The organism is Janthinobacterium kumbetense (genome assembly GCF_023703445.1).
Taxonomy (GTDB): Bacteria; Pseudomonadota; Gammaproteobacteria; order Burkholderiales; family Burkholderiaceae_D; genus Janthinobacterium; species Janthinobacterium kumbetense.
This window is the reverse complement of the sequence record NZ_JAMQGR010000001.1, coordinates 433,227-451,991: the sequence shown is the minus strand read 5'-3', so window position 1 is coordinate 451,991 and position 18,765 is coordinate 433,227. Positions and strand designations below refer to the sequence as shown.

Annotated in this window: 11 protein-coding genes; 6 read left to right on the top strand and 5 right to left on the bottom strand. The window is 65.5% G+C overall.

Features of this window, described 5'->3' with window-relative positions; all coding sequences use genetic code 11:
• Positions 1 to 139: 139 nt before the first annotated feature.
• Complete coding sequence (locus NCG91_RS01935; protein WP_251348344.1) at positions 140 to 2,464, top strand: penicillin-binding protein 1A; 2,325 nt, start codon at positions 140 to 142, stop codon at positions 2,462 to 2,464.
• 44 nt (positions 2,465 to 2,508) lie between these two features.
• Here NCG91_RS01935 and NCG91_RS01930 read toward each other — a convergent pair whose 3' ends face one another.
• Positions 2,509 to 3,165, bottom strand: a complete 657-nt coding sequence (locus NCG91_RS01930; protein WP_251348343.1) for a TetR/AcrR family transcriptional regulator — start codon at positions 3,163 to 3,165, stop codon at positions 2,509 to 2,511.
• A 375-nt stretch (positions 3,166 to 3,540) separates the two neighbouring features.
• Between NCG91_RS01930 and NCG91_RS01925 the strand changes: the two genes are divergently transcribed.
• On the top strand, positions 3,541 to 4,455 hold the full coding sequence (locus NCG91_RS01925; RefSeq protein WP_251348342.1) for a lipase family alpha/beta hydrolase: 915 nt from the start codon (positions 3,541 to 3,543) through the stop codon (positions 4,453 to 4,455).
• 10 nt (positions 4,456 to 4,465) lie between these two features.
• Complete coding sequence (locus tag NCG91_RS01920; RefSeq protein ID WP_251348341.1) at positions 4,466 to 5,377, top strand: lipase secretion chaperone; 912 nt, start codon at positions 4,466 to 4,468, stop codon at positions 5,375 to 5,377.
• 3 nt (positions 5,378 to 5,380) lie between these two features.
• On the opposite strand, the gene NCG91_RS01915 is transcribed toward NCG91_RS01920, so the two are convergent.
• From NCG91_RS01915 to NCG91_RS01895, 4 genes are all read right to left on the bottom strand, one after another.
• A complete protein-coding gene (locus NCG91_RS01915; protein WP_251348340.1) occupies positions 5,381 to 8,110 on the bottom strand; it encodes an ATP-binding protein in 2,730 nt (909 codons plus the stop codon).
• Positions 8,111 to 8,209: 99 nt separating this feature from the next.
• Entirely contained in the window at positions 8,210 to 9,127 is a 918-nt protein-coding gene (locus NCG91_RS01910; RefSeq protein WP_251348339.1) for an EAL domain-containing protein, read from the bottom strand.
• The gene (locus NCG91_RS27955) at positions 9,127 to 10,725 is read right to left on the bottom strand and encodes a methyl-accepting chemotaxis protein (RefSeq protein ID WP_285817003.1); all 1,599 of its coding nucleotides are present in this window, start codon (positions 10,723 to 10,725) and stop codon (positions 9,127 to 9,129) included. The genes NCG91_RS01910 and NCG91_RS27955 overlap by 1 nt, the downstream gene beginning before the upstream one ends.
• Positions 10,726 to 11,069: 344 nt before the next feature.
• On the bottom strand, positions 11,070 to 12,845 hold the full coding sequence (locus NCG91_RS01895; RefSeq protein WP_251348338.1) for a methyl-accepting chemotaxis protein: 1,776 nt from the start codon (positions 12,843 to 12,845) through the stop codon (positions 11,070 to 11,072).
• A 339-nt stretch (positions 12,846 to 13,184) separates the two neighbouring features.
• Here NCG91_RS01895 and NCG91_RS01890 point away from each other — a divergent pair, with 339 nt between their 5' ends.
• From NCG91_RS01890 to serB, 3 genes are all read left to right on the top strand, one after another.
• A complete protein-coding gene (locus NCG91_RS01890; protein ID WP_077405756.1) occupies positions 13,185 to 14,120 on the top strand; it encodes a 5'-nucleotidase in 936 nt (311 codons plus the stop codon).
• Between the two features lie 218 nt (positions 14,121 to 14,338).
• The gene (mfd, locus tag NCG91_RS01885; RefSeq protein ID WP_251348337.1) at positions 14,339 to 17,782 is read left to right on the top strand and encodes a transcription-repair coupling factor; all 3,444 of its coding nucleotides are present in this window, start codon (positions 14,339 to 14,341) and stop codon (positions 17,780 to 17,782) included.
• Positions 17,783 to 17,837: 55 nt separating this feature from the next.
• A complete protein-coding gene (gene serB / locus NCG91_RS01880) occupies positions 17,838 to 18,680 on the top strand; it encodes a phosphoserine phosphatase SerB (protein WP_099668478.1) in 843 nt (280 codons plus the stop codon).
• Positions 18,681 to 18,765 lie beyond the last annotated feature (85 nt).

Here is an 18,765-nt window from a genome sequence, read left to right as displayed (position 1 = left end):
TCGCACAGCCGCGTTTCGATGAAAAGGTTTTTTGCTCCCGGTCCCCGAGGCCCGCCCGCCGCCCTGCCCGCGCGGGAAGCGCCGGCGCATTGGTCTATAATCGCTGCCACCGTGCCTTGCACGCTCACGTGAGACTGCCTTGACTGCCAAACGAACCGGATTCCCCTGGCCTTCCCGCCGCGCCACCGTGCGCGGCTTCATCATCGCCGGCTGCGCCGCGCTGGCCGCCGCCCTGCTGCTGGCCGCCTACCTGTTCCTGTATGTGCGCCCGCGCCTGCCCGAGCTGGACGTCATTACGGACTACCAGCCGAAGATCCCGCTGCGCGTGTACACGGCCGACAATGTGCTGATCGGCGAATTCGGCGAAGAGCACCGCGACTTCGTGCCGATTGCGCAAGTGCCGGAAATGATGAAGAAGGCCCTGCTGGCCATCGAGGATGGCCGCTTCTACGAACACCACGGCATCGACTTCGTGCGCGCCGGCGGCGCCGTGTTGTCGAATCTGCGCCACGGCTTCGGCCACGGCGGCGGCTCCACCATCACCATGCAGGTGGCGCGCAACTTCTTCCTGACGCGCGAAAAAGTCGCTTCGCGCAAGCTCAATGAAATCATGCTGGCCCTGAAGATCGAGTCGGCCCTGTCGAAAGACCAGATTCTCGAGCTGTACATGAACCAGATGTACCTGGGCCAGCGCTCGTTCGGCTTCGGCAGCGCGGCGCAAACGTATTTCGGCAAGCCCTTGTCCGAACTGTCGATCGCGGAAATGGCCATGCTGGCGGGCCTGCCGCAAAACCCCTCGCGCCACAACCCGATCAGCAATCCGAAAAAGGCGCACGCGCGCCAGCAACTGGTGTTGAAGCGCATGCGCGACCTCGATTACATCAGCGAAGGCCAGTACCAGCAGGCGCTGGCGCAGCCGCTGCATATCAACAGCCGCGGCAAGCAGGGTTTCGACACGCACGCCGAATACGTGGCCGAACTGGCGCGCCAGGCCGTGTATGCGCAGTACAAGGAAGACAGCTACACCAGGGGCATCAGCGTCTACACGACGATCTTGAAGGCGGACCAGGATGCGGCCTACGCCTCGACGCGCCGCAACGTCATCGCCTACGACCAGCGCCACGGCTACCGCGGCCCGGAAACCTTCATCGACATGCCGCTTGAGGCCGAGCAGCGCGACGACGCCATCGATGCTGCGCTGCAAAAACGCCCGGACAGCGACGGCCTGATCGCTGCCGTCGTCACGGAGGTGGCCAGCGGCAAGGTGGTGGCCGACATCGGCGACGGCGACGCCAAGGCCATCACGGGCGAAGGCTTGCGCTTTGCCGCCCCCGCCTTGTCCGCCAAGGCGGGCGCCGGCATCAAGCTGCGCCCGGGCGCCGTGATCCGCATCACTCAGGACGCCAAGGGCAACTGGGCCATCACGCAAGTGCCGCTGGTGGCCGCCGCCTTCGTCTCGCTGGACGCGGAAACGGGCGCCTACCACGCCATGGTGGGCGGCTTCGACTACAACCTGCAAAAATTCAACCACGTGACGCAAGCCTGGCGCCAGCCCGGTTCGGCCATGAAGCCCTTCGTGTATTCGGCAGCGCTGGAAAAAGGCTTTTCGCCGGCCACCCTGATCAACGACGTACCACTGGAAATGCAGGCGGGCGGCAAGGTATGGGCGCCGCAGAATGACGACTTCAAGTTCGACGGCCCCATCACCATGCGCTATGCGCTGGCGCAATCGAAGAACGTGGCCTCGGTGCGCATCCTGCGCGCGCTGGGCGTATCGTACACGCACGACTTCATGGAAAAATTCGGCTTCGACCCGGCCCGCCAGCCCAGCAATCTGACCATGGCGCTGGGCACGGGTTCCGTCACGCCCGTGCAGATGGCGGGCGCCTACGCCCTGTTCGCCAATGGCGGCCACCAGGTGGAACCGTATTTGATCGACCGCATCGTCGACGCCAAGGGGGCGGTGCTGATGCAGACCAAGCCGCCCGCGCCGAACGACGAGAAGACCCTGGCGCTGGACCCGCGCAACGCCTTCGTGATGGACAGCATGCTGCGCGAAGTCACGCGCACCGGCACGGGCGCGGCGGCGACGAAAAAACTGGGCCGCAGCGACATCGCCGGCAAGACGGGCACCACCAGCGACGCCGTCGACGGCTGGTTCGCCGGCTATGGCGGCGGCATCGTGGCGGTGGCGTGGATGGGCTATGACGAGCCCAAGTCCCTGGGCGGACGCGAATTCGGTTCCTCGCTGGCCATGCCGATCTGGATCGACTACATGCGCACGGCCCTGTCGACGCGCCCGCAAGTCACGCGCGCCGTGCCGGCGGGCCTGAGCCAGGTCGACGGCGAGTGGCTGTACGACGAATTCATCGACATGAACGGGATCAGGACGCTGGATATGGAGGCGGAGACGCCGACGGATCCGGCGGCAGTGCCGGAGACGGTGCCGGTGGAAACGAACTAGTGAAAAAGCCAGGAGCGATCCTGGCTTTTTTTTCGGCGGCCTTCTTACGGCACCTTGACCATGCTCAAGTAGCCGCGCACCGTACTGACGACGCTATCGGCGAAATCGTCGACGTTGACCTTCGCGGCGCGGTACTTCCAGCGTTTCACGTACCAGTCCTGAAACAGGGCCAGGCAGTGCGCGGCCAGCAAGGTGGGATCGCCCTGCGGCTTCGGTTCGATTTCCCCGATCGTGGCGGCGATCAGGGTCTGCACATACAGTTCCGAATTCTTCGCCATGCTGCGCTGCTCCACCTGCAGCACGCGCGAATCCATGAAGACAAAATAAAACCACGGCTGCAGCACTTCGGACAGGTAGATCGACGAACGTATCATCGCTTCCAGGCGGTCCAGCGGCGACTTCACGTCGGCAAACAGCAAGGGCAAGGCTTGCGTGGCGTGGCGCACCACGTCCTCGATCATTTCGGCCAGTTGATCCTTGCTGGTGATGTAGCCATACAGGCCGCCCATCGACAAGCCGGTCTCGCGGCATAAATCGCGCAAGCTCATGGCGCGGAAACCCACGTCATTGGCCAGGCGGAAGGTGGCGACGAAGATGCGTTCAAGATTTTCCAGCGCCGGCTTGCGGCGCTTGACGCCGATGCGCTCCGCGTGGCGGTCAAGAATATATTCCCAGATGTTTTCGCCATTTAAAGGCGTCATCTGCTGAAACTGTTCAAAATTAAAATGGGTCGACAAGTGCATTCCCAAGTAACGGTGTAGGAGCGATATCCATGCCATGCCGGTACGCGGCATTGCAAGATGGCGGGACGGCTGATGCCGGGCCGATTATAGCTCAGGAAAACAACTATTTGACTTTTCAACTATGCAATGGGCACATAAGCAACGCCAAATTCCCACAGTTATTGCGCTGCATCATGCAATTCAAATGCAATTTAAATCCAGCGGTGCTACATTCAAAAAACCGAGCGCTCGCTATTTTTAATGCATCGAGAATGTACAGGAGTGCACGGTTCATCGCTACAGCATCGACATTTCCACTCATTTCCACTATTAATAATACATAACGGAGACAAAATGAAGACTCGCTTCTGGCAACTGCTTTCCACCCTGCTGTTTTCCCTCGCCATCCTGCCCGGCAGCGCCAGCGCCGCCGGCTACACGCAAACCAAGTACCCGATCGTGCTCGTGCACGGCCTGTTCGGCTTCGACAAGCTCGGTCCCGTCGAATATTTTTATGGCGTCCCCGCCGCCCTGCGCAGCGGCGGCGCGCAAGTGTATGTGACCACCGTGTCGGCCGCCAACAGCACGGAAGTGCGCGGCGAGCAGCTGCTGTCGCAGGTGCGGCAAATCCTCGCCGCCACGGGGGCAAGCAAAGTCAATTTGATCGGCCACAGCCACGGCGGCCCGACGGCCCGCTATGTCGCTTCCGTGCGGCCCGACCTGGTGGCCTCCGTCACCAGCGTGGCCGGCGTCAACAAGGGCTCGAAGGTGGCCGATATCCTCAGCGGCGCCATTCCCAACACCAGCGGCGCGCTGGGCAACGCGCTCGCCTCCCTGATCGGCATTTTGTCGGGCAACAAGGGCTTGCCGCAAAACGCGGGCGCGTCGCTGGCGTCGCTGTCCACGGCCGGCTCGCTGGCCTTCAACAGCCGCCACCCGCAAGGCATCCCGACCAGCGCCTGCGGCGAAGGCGCCTACCAGGTGCAAGGCGTGTACTACTTTTCGTGGAGCGGCGCGCAACCGTACACGAACGTGCTCGACGTGGGCGACCCTGCCCTGGCGGCCATCAGCCTGGCCTTCGGCGGCGTCAAGAACGATGGCCTGGTGAGCAGCTGCTCCAGCCACCTGGGCAAGGTGATCCGCGACGACTACGCCATGAACCACCTCGATGAAGTCAATCAGTTCGTCGGCATCGTCAACCTGTTCGAGACGAACCCCGTCACCGTCTTCCGCCAGCAAGCCAACCGCCTGCAAGGCCTGGGACTGTAAGGAGAAGCGCATGCACGCGAAATGGATCATCGGCGGCAGCCTGGCAGCCCTGGCCCTGTACCTGGTGCTGCGCCCGGGCGAGCCGCCCACCCCGCCGCAGGAAAAGGCGGAACCGGACCTGTTCGCGTTCGTGCGCTCGATGCAAGGCACGCGGCCCGACGGCGACGTGACGGTGGCCGCCAGCGACAAGCTGGTGGTCGACGCGGAACTGGGCCACCTGTTCGACTACTACCTGGCGGGCCTCGGCGAAAAGCCGCTGGCCGCCATCCGCAGCCAGATCGAGGCGGAGCTGGACAAGCGCCTGGCGCCCGTGCCCGCCCGCGAAGCGAAGCGCCTGCTGGGCGCGTATCTGGCCTACAAGCAGGCGCTGGCCGGCGCGGAACAGGCCTTGCCGGCGCAAGCCGATCCCGCCGTGGCGGCGCGCGCGCGCCTGCAAGCCCTGCGCGCCCTGCGCGGCGATTACTTTACGCCGGAGGAAAGCGCGGGCCTGTTCGGCGCCGGCGATGCGTATGACGACGACGCCGTGGCGCGCATGGATATCCTCGGCAACACGACGCTCGATGAAGCCCAGCGCCAGGCGCAGCTGACGGCGCTGGACCAGAAGATGTCGCCGGCCCAGCGCGCCGCACGCGATGCGCCGCTGCAGGTGGCCAGGCTGGATGAATCGGTCAAGGCCCTGCGGGCACAGGGCGGCGGCGAGAATGAAGTCTACCGCCTGCGCGCCAGCACCTTCACGCCGGCGGCGGCGGCCCGCCTGGCGGAACTGGACCGCGAGGAATCGCAATGGCAGCAACGCATCATCGCCTACCAGGCGCAAAAAAACAGCCTGCCCGGCGGCGCGCAGGATGCGGCGGCCCTGCAGCAGCTGCGCAACGCCAGTTTCACGCCGGAGGAACAGCGCCGGCTGGGCGCCTACGAATAGCATTCAGGCCAACTGCGCCAGCAAAGCTGCCGCCGCCATCACGTCCGTCGTGTCGCGCCCCTGGCTATAGAGCGCATGCACAGGGGCCAGCACGGCGTGCGCGGCGGCGCCGCGGCCTTGCGCCAGCAGCACGGCCGCCAGGCTGGTGGCGCAGCGCAGTTCCCAGCCCGGCGCCTGCTGGCCCCTGGCCAGCTGCAGCGCTTCTTCCAGCTGCACCCGCACCGCGTCCAGGCCGGCCGCATCGTCGTGCGCCAGCGCCCGCCAGCGGTGGTGCGCGTCGCGGCGCAGCACTTCCGGCGCGCTCCACGGCGCCAGGCCCGTGCGTGCGCGCCGCAGCGCCTGGCTATCGGCGGCCGCGTCGTGCAGGGTGGCCATCAAATCGACCTGTATCGGCCAGCTGCGCACCGAAGGCCAGGGGAATGGCGTCATCGCCTCGCCCCCGTCGAGCAGGCGCTGGTAGGCGGCGCCCCAGGCGCTCCAGTACAGCAAGCCATAGCGGGCCGCATGCTCGCACAGCAGGCAAGTCCACGCCTGCGCCAGTTCCCGCTGCCCGCACCACAGGGCGACGGGAATGGCATGGATGGCCAGCGCCACGCACAGCGTGACGCCATTGTGCTCGAAGCCCACCGTCACCGCCTCGCGCGCCAGCGCCAGGGCGTCGTCGGGGCGGCCCTGCATCCACAGGCAGCGCGCCAGCGTGCCGCGCAGGCACACCTGGTGATCGGCCAGCAAGGCATTGTTGAAGCCCAGCTGCGCCGCGCCCCCGGGGTGCGCGAGCACCATGCGCGCCAGCGCCGCCGACTGCGCGTAGCGTCCCTGCACATACTCGCCCACGGAACGCATGCGCGCCAGCACCAGGTGCATCGCCGTGTCGTCGCGCGTTGCGCACAGGACGGCAAGCTCTATGACGTAACTGTCGGCGCGCTGGAAATCGGCCAGCTTCAGGCAGCAGATCCACATGCCGCAAATCGCCTCGGCCCGGCGGCTGCCATCGTCCGTGCGCATGGCCAGCGCATAGCCGCGCTGGAAGGAACGCAGCATGGTGCCGGTGATGCCCTGCGTATGCAGCAGCAGGTGCGCCTGCGAAGCATGCAGCTGCATTTCGCTGTCGGGGTCGTCCACCGCATGCGTAGCCATGCGCTCGAGCGCCCGCTCGACGCGCACGCGGTATTCATCCATCAGCGACAGCTGATAGAACAGGGTTTGCGCGGCCAGGGTCAGCGCCACGCCCAGCGCCACGTCGCCCTCCTCGCCGAAAGCCCAGTCGATGGCGGCCCGCAAGTCGTCGACATGGCGGCCGTAGCGCGCGCTCCAGTGGGCCGGCGGCATGCTGCCCCAGTCGGCGGCGATGCGTGCGGCCAGTCCCAGGCAATGGCGCGCATGGCGCAGCAGCACGGCGCCCGCGCCACCGCCCGCCGACAACTGCGCGCCAGCATAGGCGCGCGTGGTGTCGAGCAGCCGGTAATACACGTGCTGGCGGCAAAACTCGATGCTGACGAGGGACTTGGCCGCCAGGTCGGCCAGCGTGTCGAACACGTCGCATCCCGCCACGGCGCTGGCCGACTCCAGGCGGAAGCGGCTCCTGAACACGCTCAGCGCCTGCAGCGCCTGGCGCTCGCGCGCGTCGAGCAGGCCGTAGCTCCAGTCCAGCGTGGCGCGCAGGGTCTGGTGGCGCAAGGGCATGTTGCGCGCGCCGCGCGTGAGCAGGCGAAAGCGGTCGTCGAGCTGGCGGCGCAATTCGTGCAGGCCGAAATGGCCGATGCGCCCGGCCGCCAGTTCCAGCGCCAGCGGGATGCCGTCGAGGCGCCGGCAGATGTCCACCACCACGGGCACGTCGGCGTCGGCCAGCACGAAGGCATCGTCGACGGCCGCGCAGCGTTCGCAAAACAGCTGCACCGCGGAGAAATGCCGGGCCGCCGCCGCATCGGGCACGGCATCGGCAGGCGGCAATTCCAGCGCGGGCAGGCGCTGCAGCTGTTCGCTGGTGAGGCGCAGCGGCTCGCGGCTGGTGGCCAGCACGTGCAGCAGCGGCGCGCCCTTGAGCAAGGCGTCGGCCAGCGTGGCGGCCGCGCCGATCACGTGTTCGCAGTTATCGAGCACAAGCAGCATGTGGCGCGGGCGCAGGTAGGCCAGCAGGACCGGCATGGCGTCGCCGGCCGGCACCGCCACCCCCAGCGCCGTGGCCAGCGCCAGCGGCACCAGGCGGCCCTCGTCCAGCGGCGACAGGTCGACGAAACACACGCCGTCGGCATAGCGGCGCAGCACGCGCGTGGCCAGGCCGACGGCCAGGGTGGTCTTGCCGATGCCGCCCGGACCGGCAATGCACAGCAGGCGCAATTGCAGCAGCTGGTTGGCCATCGTTTGCAGCACCTCGGCGCGGCCCAGCATGCGCGTCAGCATGACGGGCAGGTTATGCCGCGGCTCGGCGCCCGCCGCACCGGACGCCGGTCGGCCCGTGTGCGCCAGCGGCGCCAGGAAGCCGTAGCCGCGCCCAGGAATGGTGGTGATGTAGCGCTGGCCGTCGCGGCCGTCGCCGAGCGCCTTGCGCAACGCCGCCAGGTGGACGCGCAAGGTCGCGTCGTCGACCACGGCATTGGGCCAGACGATGGCCACCAGTTCATGCTTGTCGACGATGTCGCCGGCGCGCTCCAGCAGTGCCAGCAGCAAGTCCATGGCCCTGCTGCCCAGGCGCAGCGCGCGGTCGCCCTCGAACAGCAGGCGTTCTAGCGGCAAAAGGCGAAACGGGCCGAAGACATAGGCCGGGACGGGACTGTTTATCATTCTTGCGTGGGGGTGTAGGTGTTAAAGCACGCGGCTTGCAGTGGCCATATTCTACTGAGCATCCGCGCCATGCCGCATGGCGCCATCTTGCGGCACCGTTACAAGGCCGGCGGACAGCAGCGCGGCCACCTCGGCCGCGGGCGCCGGGCGGTGCAGATAGAAGCCCTGTACCTGCGGGCAGCCCAGCCGCCGCAACTGCGCCAGCTGTGCACCGTTTTCCACGCCCTCGGCCAGCGCCAGCAAGCCCAGGCCGCGCGCCAGCGCAAGGGTCGAGGCGACGATCACGGCGTCGCTACCGCAGCGATCCACATCGCGGATGAAGGAACGGTCGATCTTGATGGTGTGAATCGGCAGCATCCGGACATGGCTCAAGCCCGAATAACCGGTGCCGTAATCGTCGAGCGAAAGGGCCAGCCCCAGCGCGCGCAGGCGGCGCAAGCCCTGCGCCGCCTGCGCCATGTCGTCAATGCGGCAGCTTTCCGTCACTTCCAGCTCCAGCAGGCGGGCAGGAATCGCGTGGCGCCGCAGGCAATCCAGCACGAAGTCGGGCAACTGCGGCTGGCACAGCTGGCGCGCCGAGACATTCACCGCGACCGGCACCAGAGGCAGGCCCGCCGCGCGCCACTGCGCCAGCTGGCGGCAAACCGCATCGATGCCCCAGTTGCCCAGCGCGGCGATGGCCTGCGTCTGCTCGGCCAGGCCGATGAATTCGTTCGGGTAGACCAGGCCGTGGCGCGGATGGTCCCAGCGCAGCAACGCTTCCAGGCCGACCAGGCGCAGCTGCGCCGTGTCGAACTTGCCCTGGTAGTGAAAGCGGAATTCGCCGTCGACGATGGCGCCGTCCAGGCGCGCCTGCAACTCCCGGCTGCGCGCCGACGCCCTCGGCTTGCCGCCCTGCCCCACTTGCGCCTGGCGCCGCGCCCGCCACAGCACGACGCAGCCGCGCCAGAACCTTGCCAGGCGCGCCACTAGGCCAGCAGGCGCGGCACGGCCGGCGCGCTGCGGCGCGGCAAGGTGTGCGCCGGCCCCTGCTGCAGGCGGAACACGCTGACCACCTGCAGCAGCTTCGCCGCCTCGCCTTCCAGCGATTGCGACGCGGCCGCCGCCTCTTCCACCAGGGCGGCGTTCTGCTGCGTCACTTCATCCATCTGCACGACGGCCTGGCTGACCTGGCCGATGCCCGTGCTTTGCTCGGCGCTGGCGGCCGTGATGTCGGCCACCATCTGGCTCACGCGTCCCACGGCCGCCACCGCGTCCCGCATCGTGGCGCCGGCCTGCGCGACGAGGGCCGCGCCCGCGTCCACCTGCTGCGTGGAATTGGCGATCAGGGCGCGGATATCGCGCGCCGCCGCCGCGCTGCGTTGCGCCAGGTTGCGCACTTCCGTCGCCACGACGGCAAAGCCGCGCCCCTGCTCGCCCGCGCGCGCCGCTTCCACGGCCGCGTTCAGGGCCAGGATATTCGTCTGGAATGCCAGCATGTCGATCACGCCGATGATGTCGGCGATCTGCGCCGACGACGCGCTGATGGCGTCCATCGTATGGATCACCTGTCCCACGGCTTGCCCGCCGGCGCCGGCGATGTTCGCCGCCTCGACGGCCAGCACGCTGGCATGGCGGGCATTGTCCGCGTTCTGCTGCACCGTCGAACTGAGTTCCTCCATGGCCGACGCAGTCTGTTCGAGCGAGCTGGCCTGCTCCTCGGTGCGCGACGACAGGTCGATATTGCCGGCCGCGATCTGCGACGACGCCGTGGCGATGGTGTCGGTGCCGCTGCGCACCCGCTGCACGATGTCGAGCAGGTTGCCGTTCATGATGCACAGCGCATCGAGCAGCTTGCCCGTTTCATCGCCCGCATGGCGGCCGAAGGTCGACGTCAGGTCGCCGGCGGCCACGGTCTGCGCCACCGTCAAGGCATGGCGCAGCGGGTTGACGATGCTGCGCGTGACCAGCCAGGCGGTGACGAGCGAAAACAGCACGGCCAGCGCGCTCAGCGCCAGCATCATGTTGCGCGCCGTCGCGTATTCGTGGCTGACCTGGGCGCCCGCCTCCTCCATCAGGTCATGCTGGAGCGCGATCAGGCTTTCCAGCGCCGCCATGTAGCGCAGCTGGTCGCCGCGCACCGTGCCGAGCAGCAAACTGGTCGCTTCTTCGCGCGCCCCCTGTTCCAGAAGGGCCAGCACCTTGTCGCGCCCGCCGTTGAAGGTGGCGCGCGCCTGCGTCACGGCCGCCATCTGCTGGCGTCCCTGCGGCGACAGCACCACCTTGTCCAGCTGCGCCAGGCCCTTTTCCGTTTCGCCGCCCGCCCTGGCGATGGTGGCCCGTTCCTGCGCCAGCTGCTGCGGCTCCGTCATCAGCAGCAGGTTGCGCGAGGAGCGCGCGATGATGTTGACATTCTTGATGATGTCGTTGGCCAGCACGGTTTTCGGATATTTGTCGTCGATCACGTCGCGCATGCGCAGTTCCAGGCTGGACAGGCGCAGCATGCCCAGCACGGCGGTCGCCAGCAGCAACAAGGTCAACAACGCAAAGGAGCAGCGCAGGCGCGTGCCGATTTTCATATTTGCCATCTTCATTCGCATCCTTCAGTGTGGTGCATCGGTCATTGCGCCGGGCCCGCATGCAAGGCTGACGGCAATGGCTGCCGCCTGCCACGAATGGCTGGACGCAGCAGGCGGAGGGGTCAGCCGGGATGTGGCCGAGGCGGGAACAAGGGTGGTACGGCAGGCAGTGTGAGTTATCTCACAAGCAATGTCGCGTTAAGTTTTGAAAAGATTTGCTTAGATGGCAAAAAAGCTATTTTTATAACGCTGTTTTTTTAGTAAGTAGTAACCGTAGTGCGAACCTGTGCGCGCATGTAGAAACGGCCGCGCAAGGCGGCCGTCCGTTAGCGCATGCCGGCGCCGTCAAGCCATCAGAACACTTCCCACTCGTCGTCGCGCGGCGCGCTCTGGCGCTGGGACGGCACGGCGTGCAAGGCAGGGCGGCCCGCGGCGGGACGGGAAGCCGGACGCGATGCGGGACGCTTCAGGGCCGCGCCGGTCACCGCGGCGCGCGGCGCGGCAGGCTTTGCGTTCGCGTTTGCGCGCGCTGCAGGCGCCTGGGCGCCATCGAGCTTGAAGACGCTGACCACCTCGGCCAGCTGGCCCGATTGCTCCTGCAGCGATTCGGCCGCGGCGGCCGCCTCTTCCACCAGGGCCGCGTTTTGCTGCGTCACCTGGTCCATCTGGCCGATGGCCTGGTTGATCTGGTCGATGCCCGAGCTTTGCTCCTGCGTGGCCAGGCTGATTTCCGCCATGATGTCCGTCACGCGCTGCACGCTGGAGACGATTTCGGCCATCGTGCTGCCCGCCTCGGCCACCAGCTTGCTGCCCGCGTCGACGGCCACCACGGAGTCGCCGATCAGGGTCTTGATTTCTTTCGCTGCGCCAGCCGATCGTTGGGCCAGATTACGCACTTCCGTCGCCACCACGGCGAAACCGCGTCCCTGCTCGCCCGCGCGCGCCGCCTCCACGGCCGCGTTCAGCGCCAGGATATTCGTCTGGAAGGCGATGCCGTCGATGACGGAAATGATGTCGACGATCTTGCGCGACGAATCATTGATGGCGTCCATGGTCTCGACCACCTTGCCCACCACTTCGCCGCCTTTGACGGCCACGCCCGAGGCGCTCAGCGCCAGCTGGTTCGCCTGCTGGGCATTGTCGGCGTTCTGCCGCACGGTGGACGTCAGCTCTTCCATCGACGACGCCGTCTCTTCCAGCGAACTGGCTTGCTCTTCCGTGCGCGAAGACAGGTCCAGGTTGCCGCTGGCAATCTGCGACGACGCCGTGGCGATGGTCTCCGTGCCGCTGCGCACCTGGCCGACGATGCTGACCAGGCTGGAATTCATGTCTTTCAGCGCCTGCAGCAGCTGGCCCGTTTCTTCCGTCGTGTGCACCTCGATCTGGCTCGTCAGGTCGCCCGAGGCCACCGTCTGCGCCACTTTCACGGCCGAATTGATCGGCTGCGTGATGGCGCGCGTGATGTAGGCGGCGCAGCCGATGCCCAGTGCGGAGGCCAGCAAGCCGAGGATGACCATCAGGCTTTCCGAGCGGATCACGGCCGCGCTGCCGTCCTTGACGCTGGCATCGGCCACGCCGTTATTGAGCTTGATGATGTCGTTGAGCGTGCCTTCGGCCTTGCCGAACAGCGCGCGCGAATCCTGGTACTGCTTGTAAAAGCCCACGAACAGCTCTTTCTGGCGCGCTTCGTCGCGGTTGTCGGCCAGCTGGCGCAGGATGGCGCGCACCTTGTCGTCGTCCGCCTTCCAGGCCGTCCACTCGCCCTGGAAGCGCTGCCACAGCACGGCTTCCTCGGGCGTTTGCGGCAGCGGTTCGTACAGCTTGCGGCCCGCCTCGATATTGTTCCAGGCGCGCGTGCGCAGCTGCAGCGCTTCCGCAAACTTGTCCTGTGCCTGATAATTGTTTTCATAGATGGCGGCCGTCAGGGTGGCGGCGGCGACGGCCGTCTGGCCTTCGCTGATCATCATCAAACCCTGGATCGACGGCAGGCGCACGACGCCGATTTCATTGACGGCGCGGCCGACGGTGGCGATGCCCGTGTAACCGCTGATGCCCACCACCAGCAAGGCCGCCATCATCACGGCGACGAGCGTCGCCAACTTCCATTTGATCAGTAAATTCTTAAACATGGCTAGGCCCTTTATATAATCACGATTTTTGCTGGCGAGGTTGAGGCTGGCATGTTCGAGTAAAACAGCTGACACTTGTATAAAGGTGGCGGGGATGGGGCGTACGCTTCGTTACAATTGGCGAGATTTGATAATAGGAGCATAGTGGAAAACGGGGACGCTGACTGCTACATACTTGATACAAATCAATATTTATTTCCTGACTGTGGCGCGCCTTGCACAGTGGCATCGAAAAGCCATCCGATGCCCTGCTTTGGTGCAAAAAATCCCCACGCGCCGCTATTGGCTACGCAGTTAATAGTCGTATAAGATGGTCAACACGCACACCACAGGTACAGCATGGCTTATCCTATCGAACACAAACTGGTGATCGGGGTCGCTTCCAGCGCCCTGTTCGACCTGGCCGAATCGCACCAGATCTACCTCGACAACGGCCCCGAGGAATACCGCAAGTACCAGGAGACGCACATCGACACGGTCCTGCCGCGCGGCGTGGCCTTCCCCTTCATCCGCCGCTTCCTGAACATCAACAAGCATTACCCGCGCCAGTCACCCGTGGAAGTGGTGCTGTTTTCGCGCAATTCGCCGGAAACGGGCTTGCGCGTGATGCATTCGATCGCCCACTACGGCCTGGACATTTCGCGCGCCGCCTTCATGACGGGCAAGTCGCCGTATCCCTACCTGCCCGCCTTCAATGCCTCGCTGTTCCTCAGCGCGAACGAAGGCGACGTGCGCAGCGCCCTGGCGTGCGACTATCCGGCCGGCCTGGTGCTGCCGTCGCGCACGGAAGACGACGAAAACGACGAAGAATTGCGCGTGGCCTTCGATTTCGACGGCGTGATCGCCGACGACGAAGCGGAAACCGTCTTCAAGCGCAACAATGACGTCGACGAATTCCACGCCCATGAAACCCTGAACGTGGGCACGCCGCACCGCCCCGGCCCGCTGGCCGGCCTGTTCCAGAAGCTGGCCACCATGCAGCGCCTGGAAGAAAGGGCCCAGCGGCGCGACCCCGGCTATAAAAAGATCCTGCGCATCGCCATCATCACGGCGCGCAACGCGCCCTCGCACGAGCGCGTCGTGACGACCCTGAAAAGCTGGGGCGTGGCGGCCGACGAGACATTTTTCCTCGGCGGCATGGACAAATCGCGCGTGCTGGCCGTGTTCAAGCCGCATATCTTCTTCGACGATCAATTGAGCCACCTCAAATCGGCGGGCGGCACCATCCCGATGGTGCATGTCCCGTTCGGCATCGCGAATGTCCGCGCAGGATAAAACCTGCTGCGCGTCGTGCTTTGCGGCCTGCGATGCTCACCGTACTAAAGTACGGTTGCGCTTCTTAGCCACAAATCACTGCCGCTCGCGACGGTTTTCTCAAGCGCGGAGATATAAGTGATGGTCTATAATCTCGCCTGTCAGCGCCGTCACTGGCGGCGCTGCGCGCACCACAGCTGTCCCACTCAACTGCCTCTGCCACTAGTGTCATCGCCTGCATGTCCTTAGACTTAACAAAAGCCCTCCCCAAGCCCGGCAACCGCTACGCGCTGCCCGCCCTGTATGGTTCATCCGACGCCTATGCCCTGGCGCTGGCCGCGCTGGAATTAAAAGCGCGGGGCCAGATGCTGGCCGTGGTGGTGGCGCAGGCCAGCGACGGCCAGCGCCTGCTCGATGAAATCCCGTGGTTTGGCGGCAAGGACTTGCGCTGCCACCTGCTGCCGGACTGGGAAACCCTGCCCTACGACGCCTTTTCGCCGCACCAGGACCTGGTCTCCGAGCGCCTGGCCACCCTGCACGAAATCCAGACGCGCCAGTGCGACGTGCTGATCGTGCCGGCCACCACGGCGCTGGTGCGCCTGGCGCCGCCATCCTTCCTGGCCGCCTACACCTTCTTCTTCAAGAAGGGCGAAAAGCTCGACGAAGCGCGATTGAAGTCGCAGCTGACCCTGGCCGGCTACAGCCATGTGTCGCAAGTGATGTCGCCCGGCGAATACTCGGTGCGCGGCGGCCTGCTCGACCTGTTCCCCATGGGTTCCGCCCTGCCCTACCGCCTCGACCTGTTCGGCGACACCATCGAAACCATCCGCACGTTTGATGCGGACACCCAGCGCTCGCTGTACCCCGTGCATGAAGTGCGGCTGCTGCCGGGGCGCGAATTTCCCATGGATGAAGCGGCGCGCACCACCTTCCGCAACCGCTGGCGCGAACAGTTCGAGGGCGACCCATCGCGCTCGGTCGTCTACAAGGACATCAGCAGCGGCATCGCCTCGGCCGGCATCGAATACTATCTGCCCCTGTTCTTCGAACAGACGGCCACGCTGTTCGACTACCTGCCGCCCGACGCCTCGCTGGCCCTGGTGGGCGAGATCGATGCGGCCATCGGCCGCTTCTGGACCGATACGCAGTCGCGCTACCGCTTCTTAAAAGCCGACCGCGAACGGCCGATTTTGCCGCCCGAATCGCTGTTCCTGTCCGACGAACAGTTCTTCGGCCTGGCCAAGCCGTACCCACGCCTGGCGATCGCCAAATCGAACGATGCGCTGGCGTCCGAACTGTCGGCCCCCGTGCCGAACATCGCCGTCAACCGCCGCGCCGACGATCCGCTGGCCAACCTGCGCAGCTATTTGCTGCAAGCGGGCCGCCGCGTGATGATCTGCGCCGAATCGAACGGCCGCCGCGAAACCCTGCAGCAGTACTTCACCGAATACGACCTGCACCTGACGCCCGTGGAAGGCAGCGACGGCTTTTTGCAATCCGACGCCAAGCTGATGCTGGGCGTGGCGCCGCTGCATGCGGGCTTCGAACTGTTTACGCCGGAAGGTCATTTATCCTTCATCACGGAGACGGAACTGTATGCCGGTTCCGGCCGCCGCGTCGGCACCAAGAAGCAGGAAGGCGTGACGCAGGTCGAATCGATGGTGCGCGACCTGTCGGAGCTGAAGATCGGCGACCCGGTGGTGCACATAAACCACGGCATCGGGCGCTACATGGGCCTGACCAGCATGGACCTGGGCGAAGGCGAGACAGAATTCCTGCACCTCGAATACGCGAAGGACACCAAGCTGTACGTGCCCGTGTCGCAGCTGCACGTCATTTCCCGCTATTCGGGCGCGTCTCCGGAAGACGCGCCCTTGCACTCGCTCGGTTCGGGCCAGTGGGAAAAGGCGAAAAAACGCGCGGCCGAACAGGTGCGCGACACGGCCGCCGAGCTGCTCAACCTGTACGCCCGGCGCGCGCTGCGCCAGGGCCATTCGTTCGAATTCTCGTCGCACGACTACCAGCGCTTCGCCGACAGCTTCGGCTTCGACGAAACGCCGGACCAGGCCGAAGCCATCCACAACGTCATCAAGGACATGACTTCCGGCAAACCGATGGACCGCCTCGTGTGCGGCGACGTCGGCTTCGGCAAGACGGAAGTGGCGCTGCGCGCCGCCTTCATCGCCGTCATGGGCGGCAAGCAGGTGGCCATCCTGGCACCCACCACCCTGCTGGCGGAGCAGCATGCGCAAACCTTCGCCGACCGCTTCGCCGACTGGCCCGTGCGCATCGCGGAATTGTCGCGCTTCCGCAGCGGCAAGGAGATCACGCAAGCGTTCAAGGGCATGGCCGACGGCACCATCGACATCGTCATCGGCACGCACAAGCTGCTGTCCGACGACGTGAAGTTTACCCGTTTGGGCCTGGTCATCATTGACGAAGAACACAGGTTCGGCGTGCGCCAGAAGGAAGCCTTGAAAGCCCTGCGCGCGGAAGTGGACGTGCTGACCCTGACGGCCACGCCGATCCCGCGCACCTTGGGCATGGCGCTGGAAGGCTTGCGCGACTTTTCCATCATCGCCACGGCGCCGCAAAAGCGCCTGGCCATCAAGACGTTCGTGCGCAGCGAAGGCGAAGCCATCATCCGCGAAGCGTGTTTGCGCGAACTCAAACGGGGCGGCCAGATCTACTTCCTGCACAACGAGGTGGAAACCATCCAGAACCGCCTGGCCATGCTGACGGAATTGCTGCCCGAGGCGCGCATCGCCGTGGCGCACGGCCAGATGCACGAGCGCGATCTGGAAAAAGTCATGCGCGACTTCGTCGCCCAGCGTTTCAACATCCTGCTGTGCACGACGATCATCGAAACGGGCATCGACGTGCCGACGGCGAACACCATCATCATGCACCGCGCCGACAAGTTCGGCCTGGCGCAGCTGCACCAGCTGCGCGGCCGGGTCGGACGCTCGCACCACCAGGCCTACGCCTACCTGCTGGTGCACGACGTGCAGGGTCTCACCAAGCTGGCGCAGCGCCGCCTGGACGCCATCCAGCAGATGGAAGAACTGGGCAGCGGCTTTTACCTGGCCATGCACGACCTGGAAATCCGCGGCGCCGGCGAGGTGCTGGGCGAAAGCCAGTCCGGCGAGATGACGGAAATCGGCTTCCAGCTGTATTCGGACATGCTCAACGAAGCCGTGCGCTCGCTGAAAGCGGGCAAGGAGCCGGACCTGGCCGCGCCGCTGGCGTCGACGACGGAGATCAACCTGCACGTGCCGGCCCTGCTGCCGGCCGATTTCTGCGGCGACGTGCACGAGCGCCTGTCGATCTACAAGCGCCTGGCCAACTGCGCCACGCAGGAGAAGATCGACGATATCCAGGAAGAGCTGATCGACCGCTTCGGCAAGCTGCCCGACGCCGTCAAGGCCCTGGTCGAGACGCACCGCCTGCGCATCGCCGCGAAAACCGTGGGCATCGTCAAGATCGACGTGCATGGCGAGGCGGCCACCCTGCAATTCATGGCCAAGCCGCCCATCGACCCGATGCGCATCATCGACTTGATCCAGAAGAACCGCCATATCAAGCTGCATGGCCAGGACAAGCTGAAAATCACGGCGGCCATGCCGGACCTGGCCGCGCGCGTGACGCAGATCAAGACCACCATCAAGCAATTGACGGTTTAGACTATTCCTATCATTTATGCAGGGCTGACCCATGACCAATACCAAGACCATCACCATGAATCTGATCCTGCAGGGCCTGGACGGCGATAGCGCCCGCCTCGAGCGCATCGCCGCGCTGGCCGCACCCACGTCCATCACGCGCCTGGGACCGAACGCCGTGCGCTGCGAGCAGATCGCCTATTCGCCCGCGCTGCGCCCCACCATCGAAGTGGCGGCCCAGGCGGCGCAGCTGGACGCCACCTACATGATGGGCCAGCGCGAGCTCGGCGAATTCAAGCTCGTGGCGATGGACATGGATTCGACCCTGATCACCATCGAGTGCATCGATGAAATCGCCGACATGCAGGGCTTGAAGCCGCAGGTGGCGGCCATCACGGAAGCGGCCATGCGGGGCGAACTCGATTTTGGCTCCAGCCTGAAACAGCGGGTGGCCCTGCTCGAAGGTCTCGATGCGTCGGCCCTGCAGCGCGTCTACGATGAACGCTTAAAACTGTCGCCGGGCGCGGAAGCCATGCTGGCGGCCGTGCAGAAGGCGGGCCTGAAAACCCTGCTGGTGTCGGGCGGCTTTACCTTCTTCACCGAACGCCTGAAGGAGCGCCTGGGCCTCGACTACACGCATGCGAACGAACTGGAAATCGTCGACGGCAAGCTGACGGGCAAGGTGTTAGGGGGCATCGTCGACGCCGAGGAAAAGCAGCGCACGGTGGAAAGAGTCTGCGCGGAGCTGGGCATTTCCCCGTCCGAGGCCATCGTCATGGGCGACGGCGCCAACGACTTGAAAATGATGGGCATCGCCGGCCTGTCCGTGGCCTTCCGCGCCAAGCCCGTGGTGCGCTCGCAGGCCGACGTGGCGCTGAACTTCGTGGGACTCGATGGCTTGCTCAACGTATTGACCTGAGTCGGCGCCATCTGGCGGACGGTGCGCGCACGATGGCATAAGTTTGCTATATTGCAAACTTATGCGCATCCTGCCAACCCCTCGT

Excerpts from the sequence above, each read along its gene's own strand:
- NCG91_RS01930 (WP_251348343.1), bottom strand. The coding sequence starts at position 3,165 with ATGACGCCTTTAAATGGCGAAAACATCTGGGAATATATTCTTGACCGC.
- NCG91_RS01925 (WP_251348342.1), top strand. The coding sequence starts at position 3,541 with ATGAAGACTCGCTTCTGGCAACTGCTTTCCACCCTGCTGTTTTCCCTC.
- NCG91_RS01920 (WP_251348341.1), top strand. The coding sequence starts at position 4,466 with ATGCACGCGAAATGGATCATCGGCGGCAGCCTGGCAGCCCTGGCCCTG.
- NCG91_RS27955 (WP_285817003.1), bottom strand. The coding sequence starts at position 10,725 with ATGGCAAATATGAAAATCGGCACGCGCCTGCGCTGCTCCTTTGCGTTG.
- NCG91_RS01895 (WP_251348338.1), bottom strand. The coding sequence starts at position 12,845 with ATGTTTAAGAATTTACTGATCAAATGGAAGTTGGCGACGCTCGTCGCC.
- NCG91_RS01890 (WP_077405756.1), top strand. The coding sequence starts at position 13,185 with ATGGCTTATCCTATCGAACACAAACTGGTGATCGGGGTCGCTTCCAGC.
- mfd (WP_251348337.1), top strand. The coding sequence starts at position 14,339 with ATGTCCTTAGACTTAACAAAAGCCCTCCCCAAGCCCGGCAACCGCTAC.
- serB (WP_099668478.1), top strand. The coding sequence starts at position 17,838 with ATGAATCTGATCCTGCAGGGCCTGGACGGCGATAGCGCCCGCCTCGAG.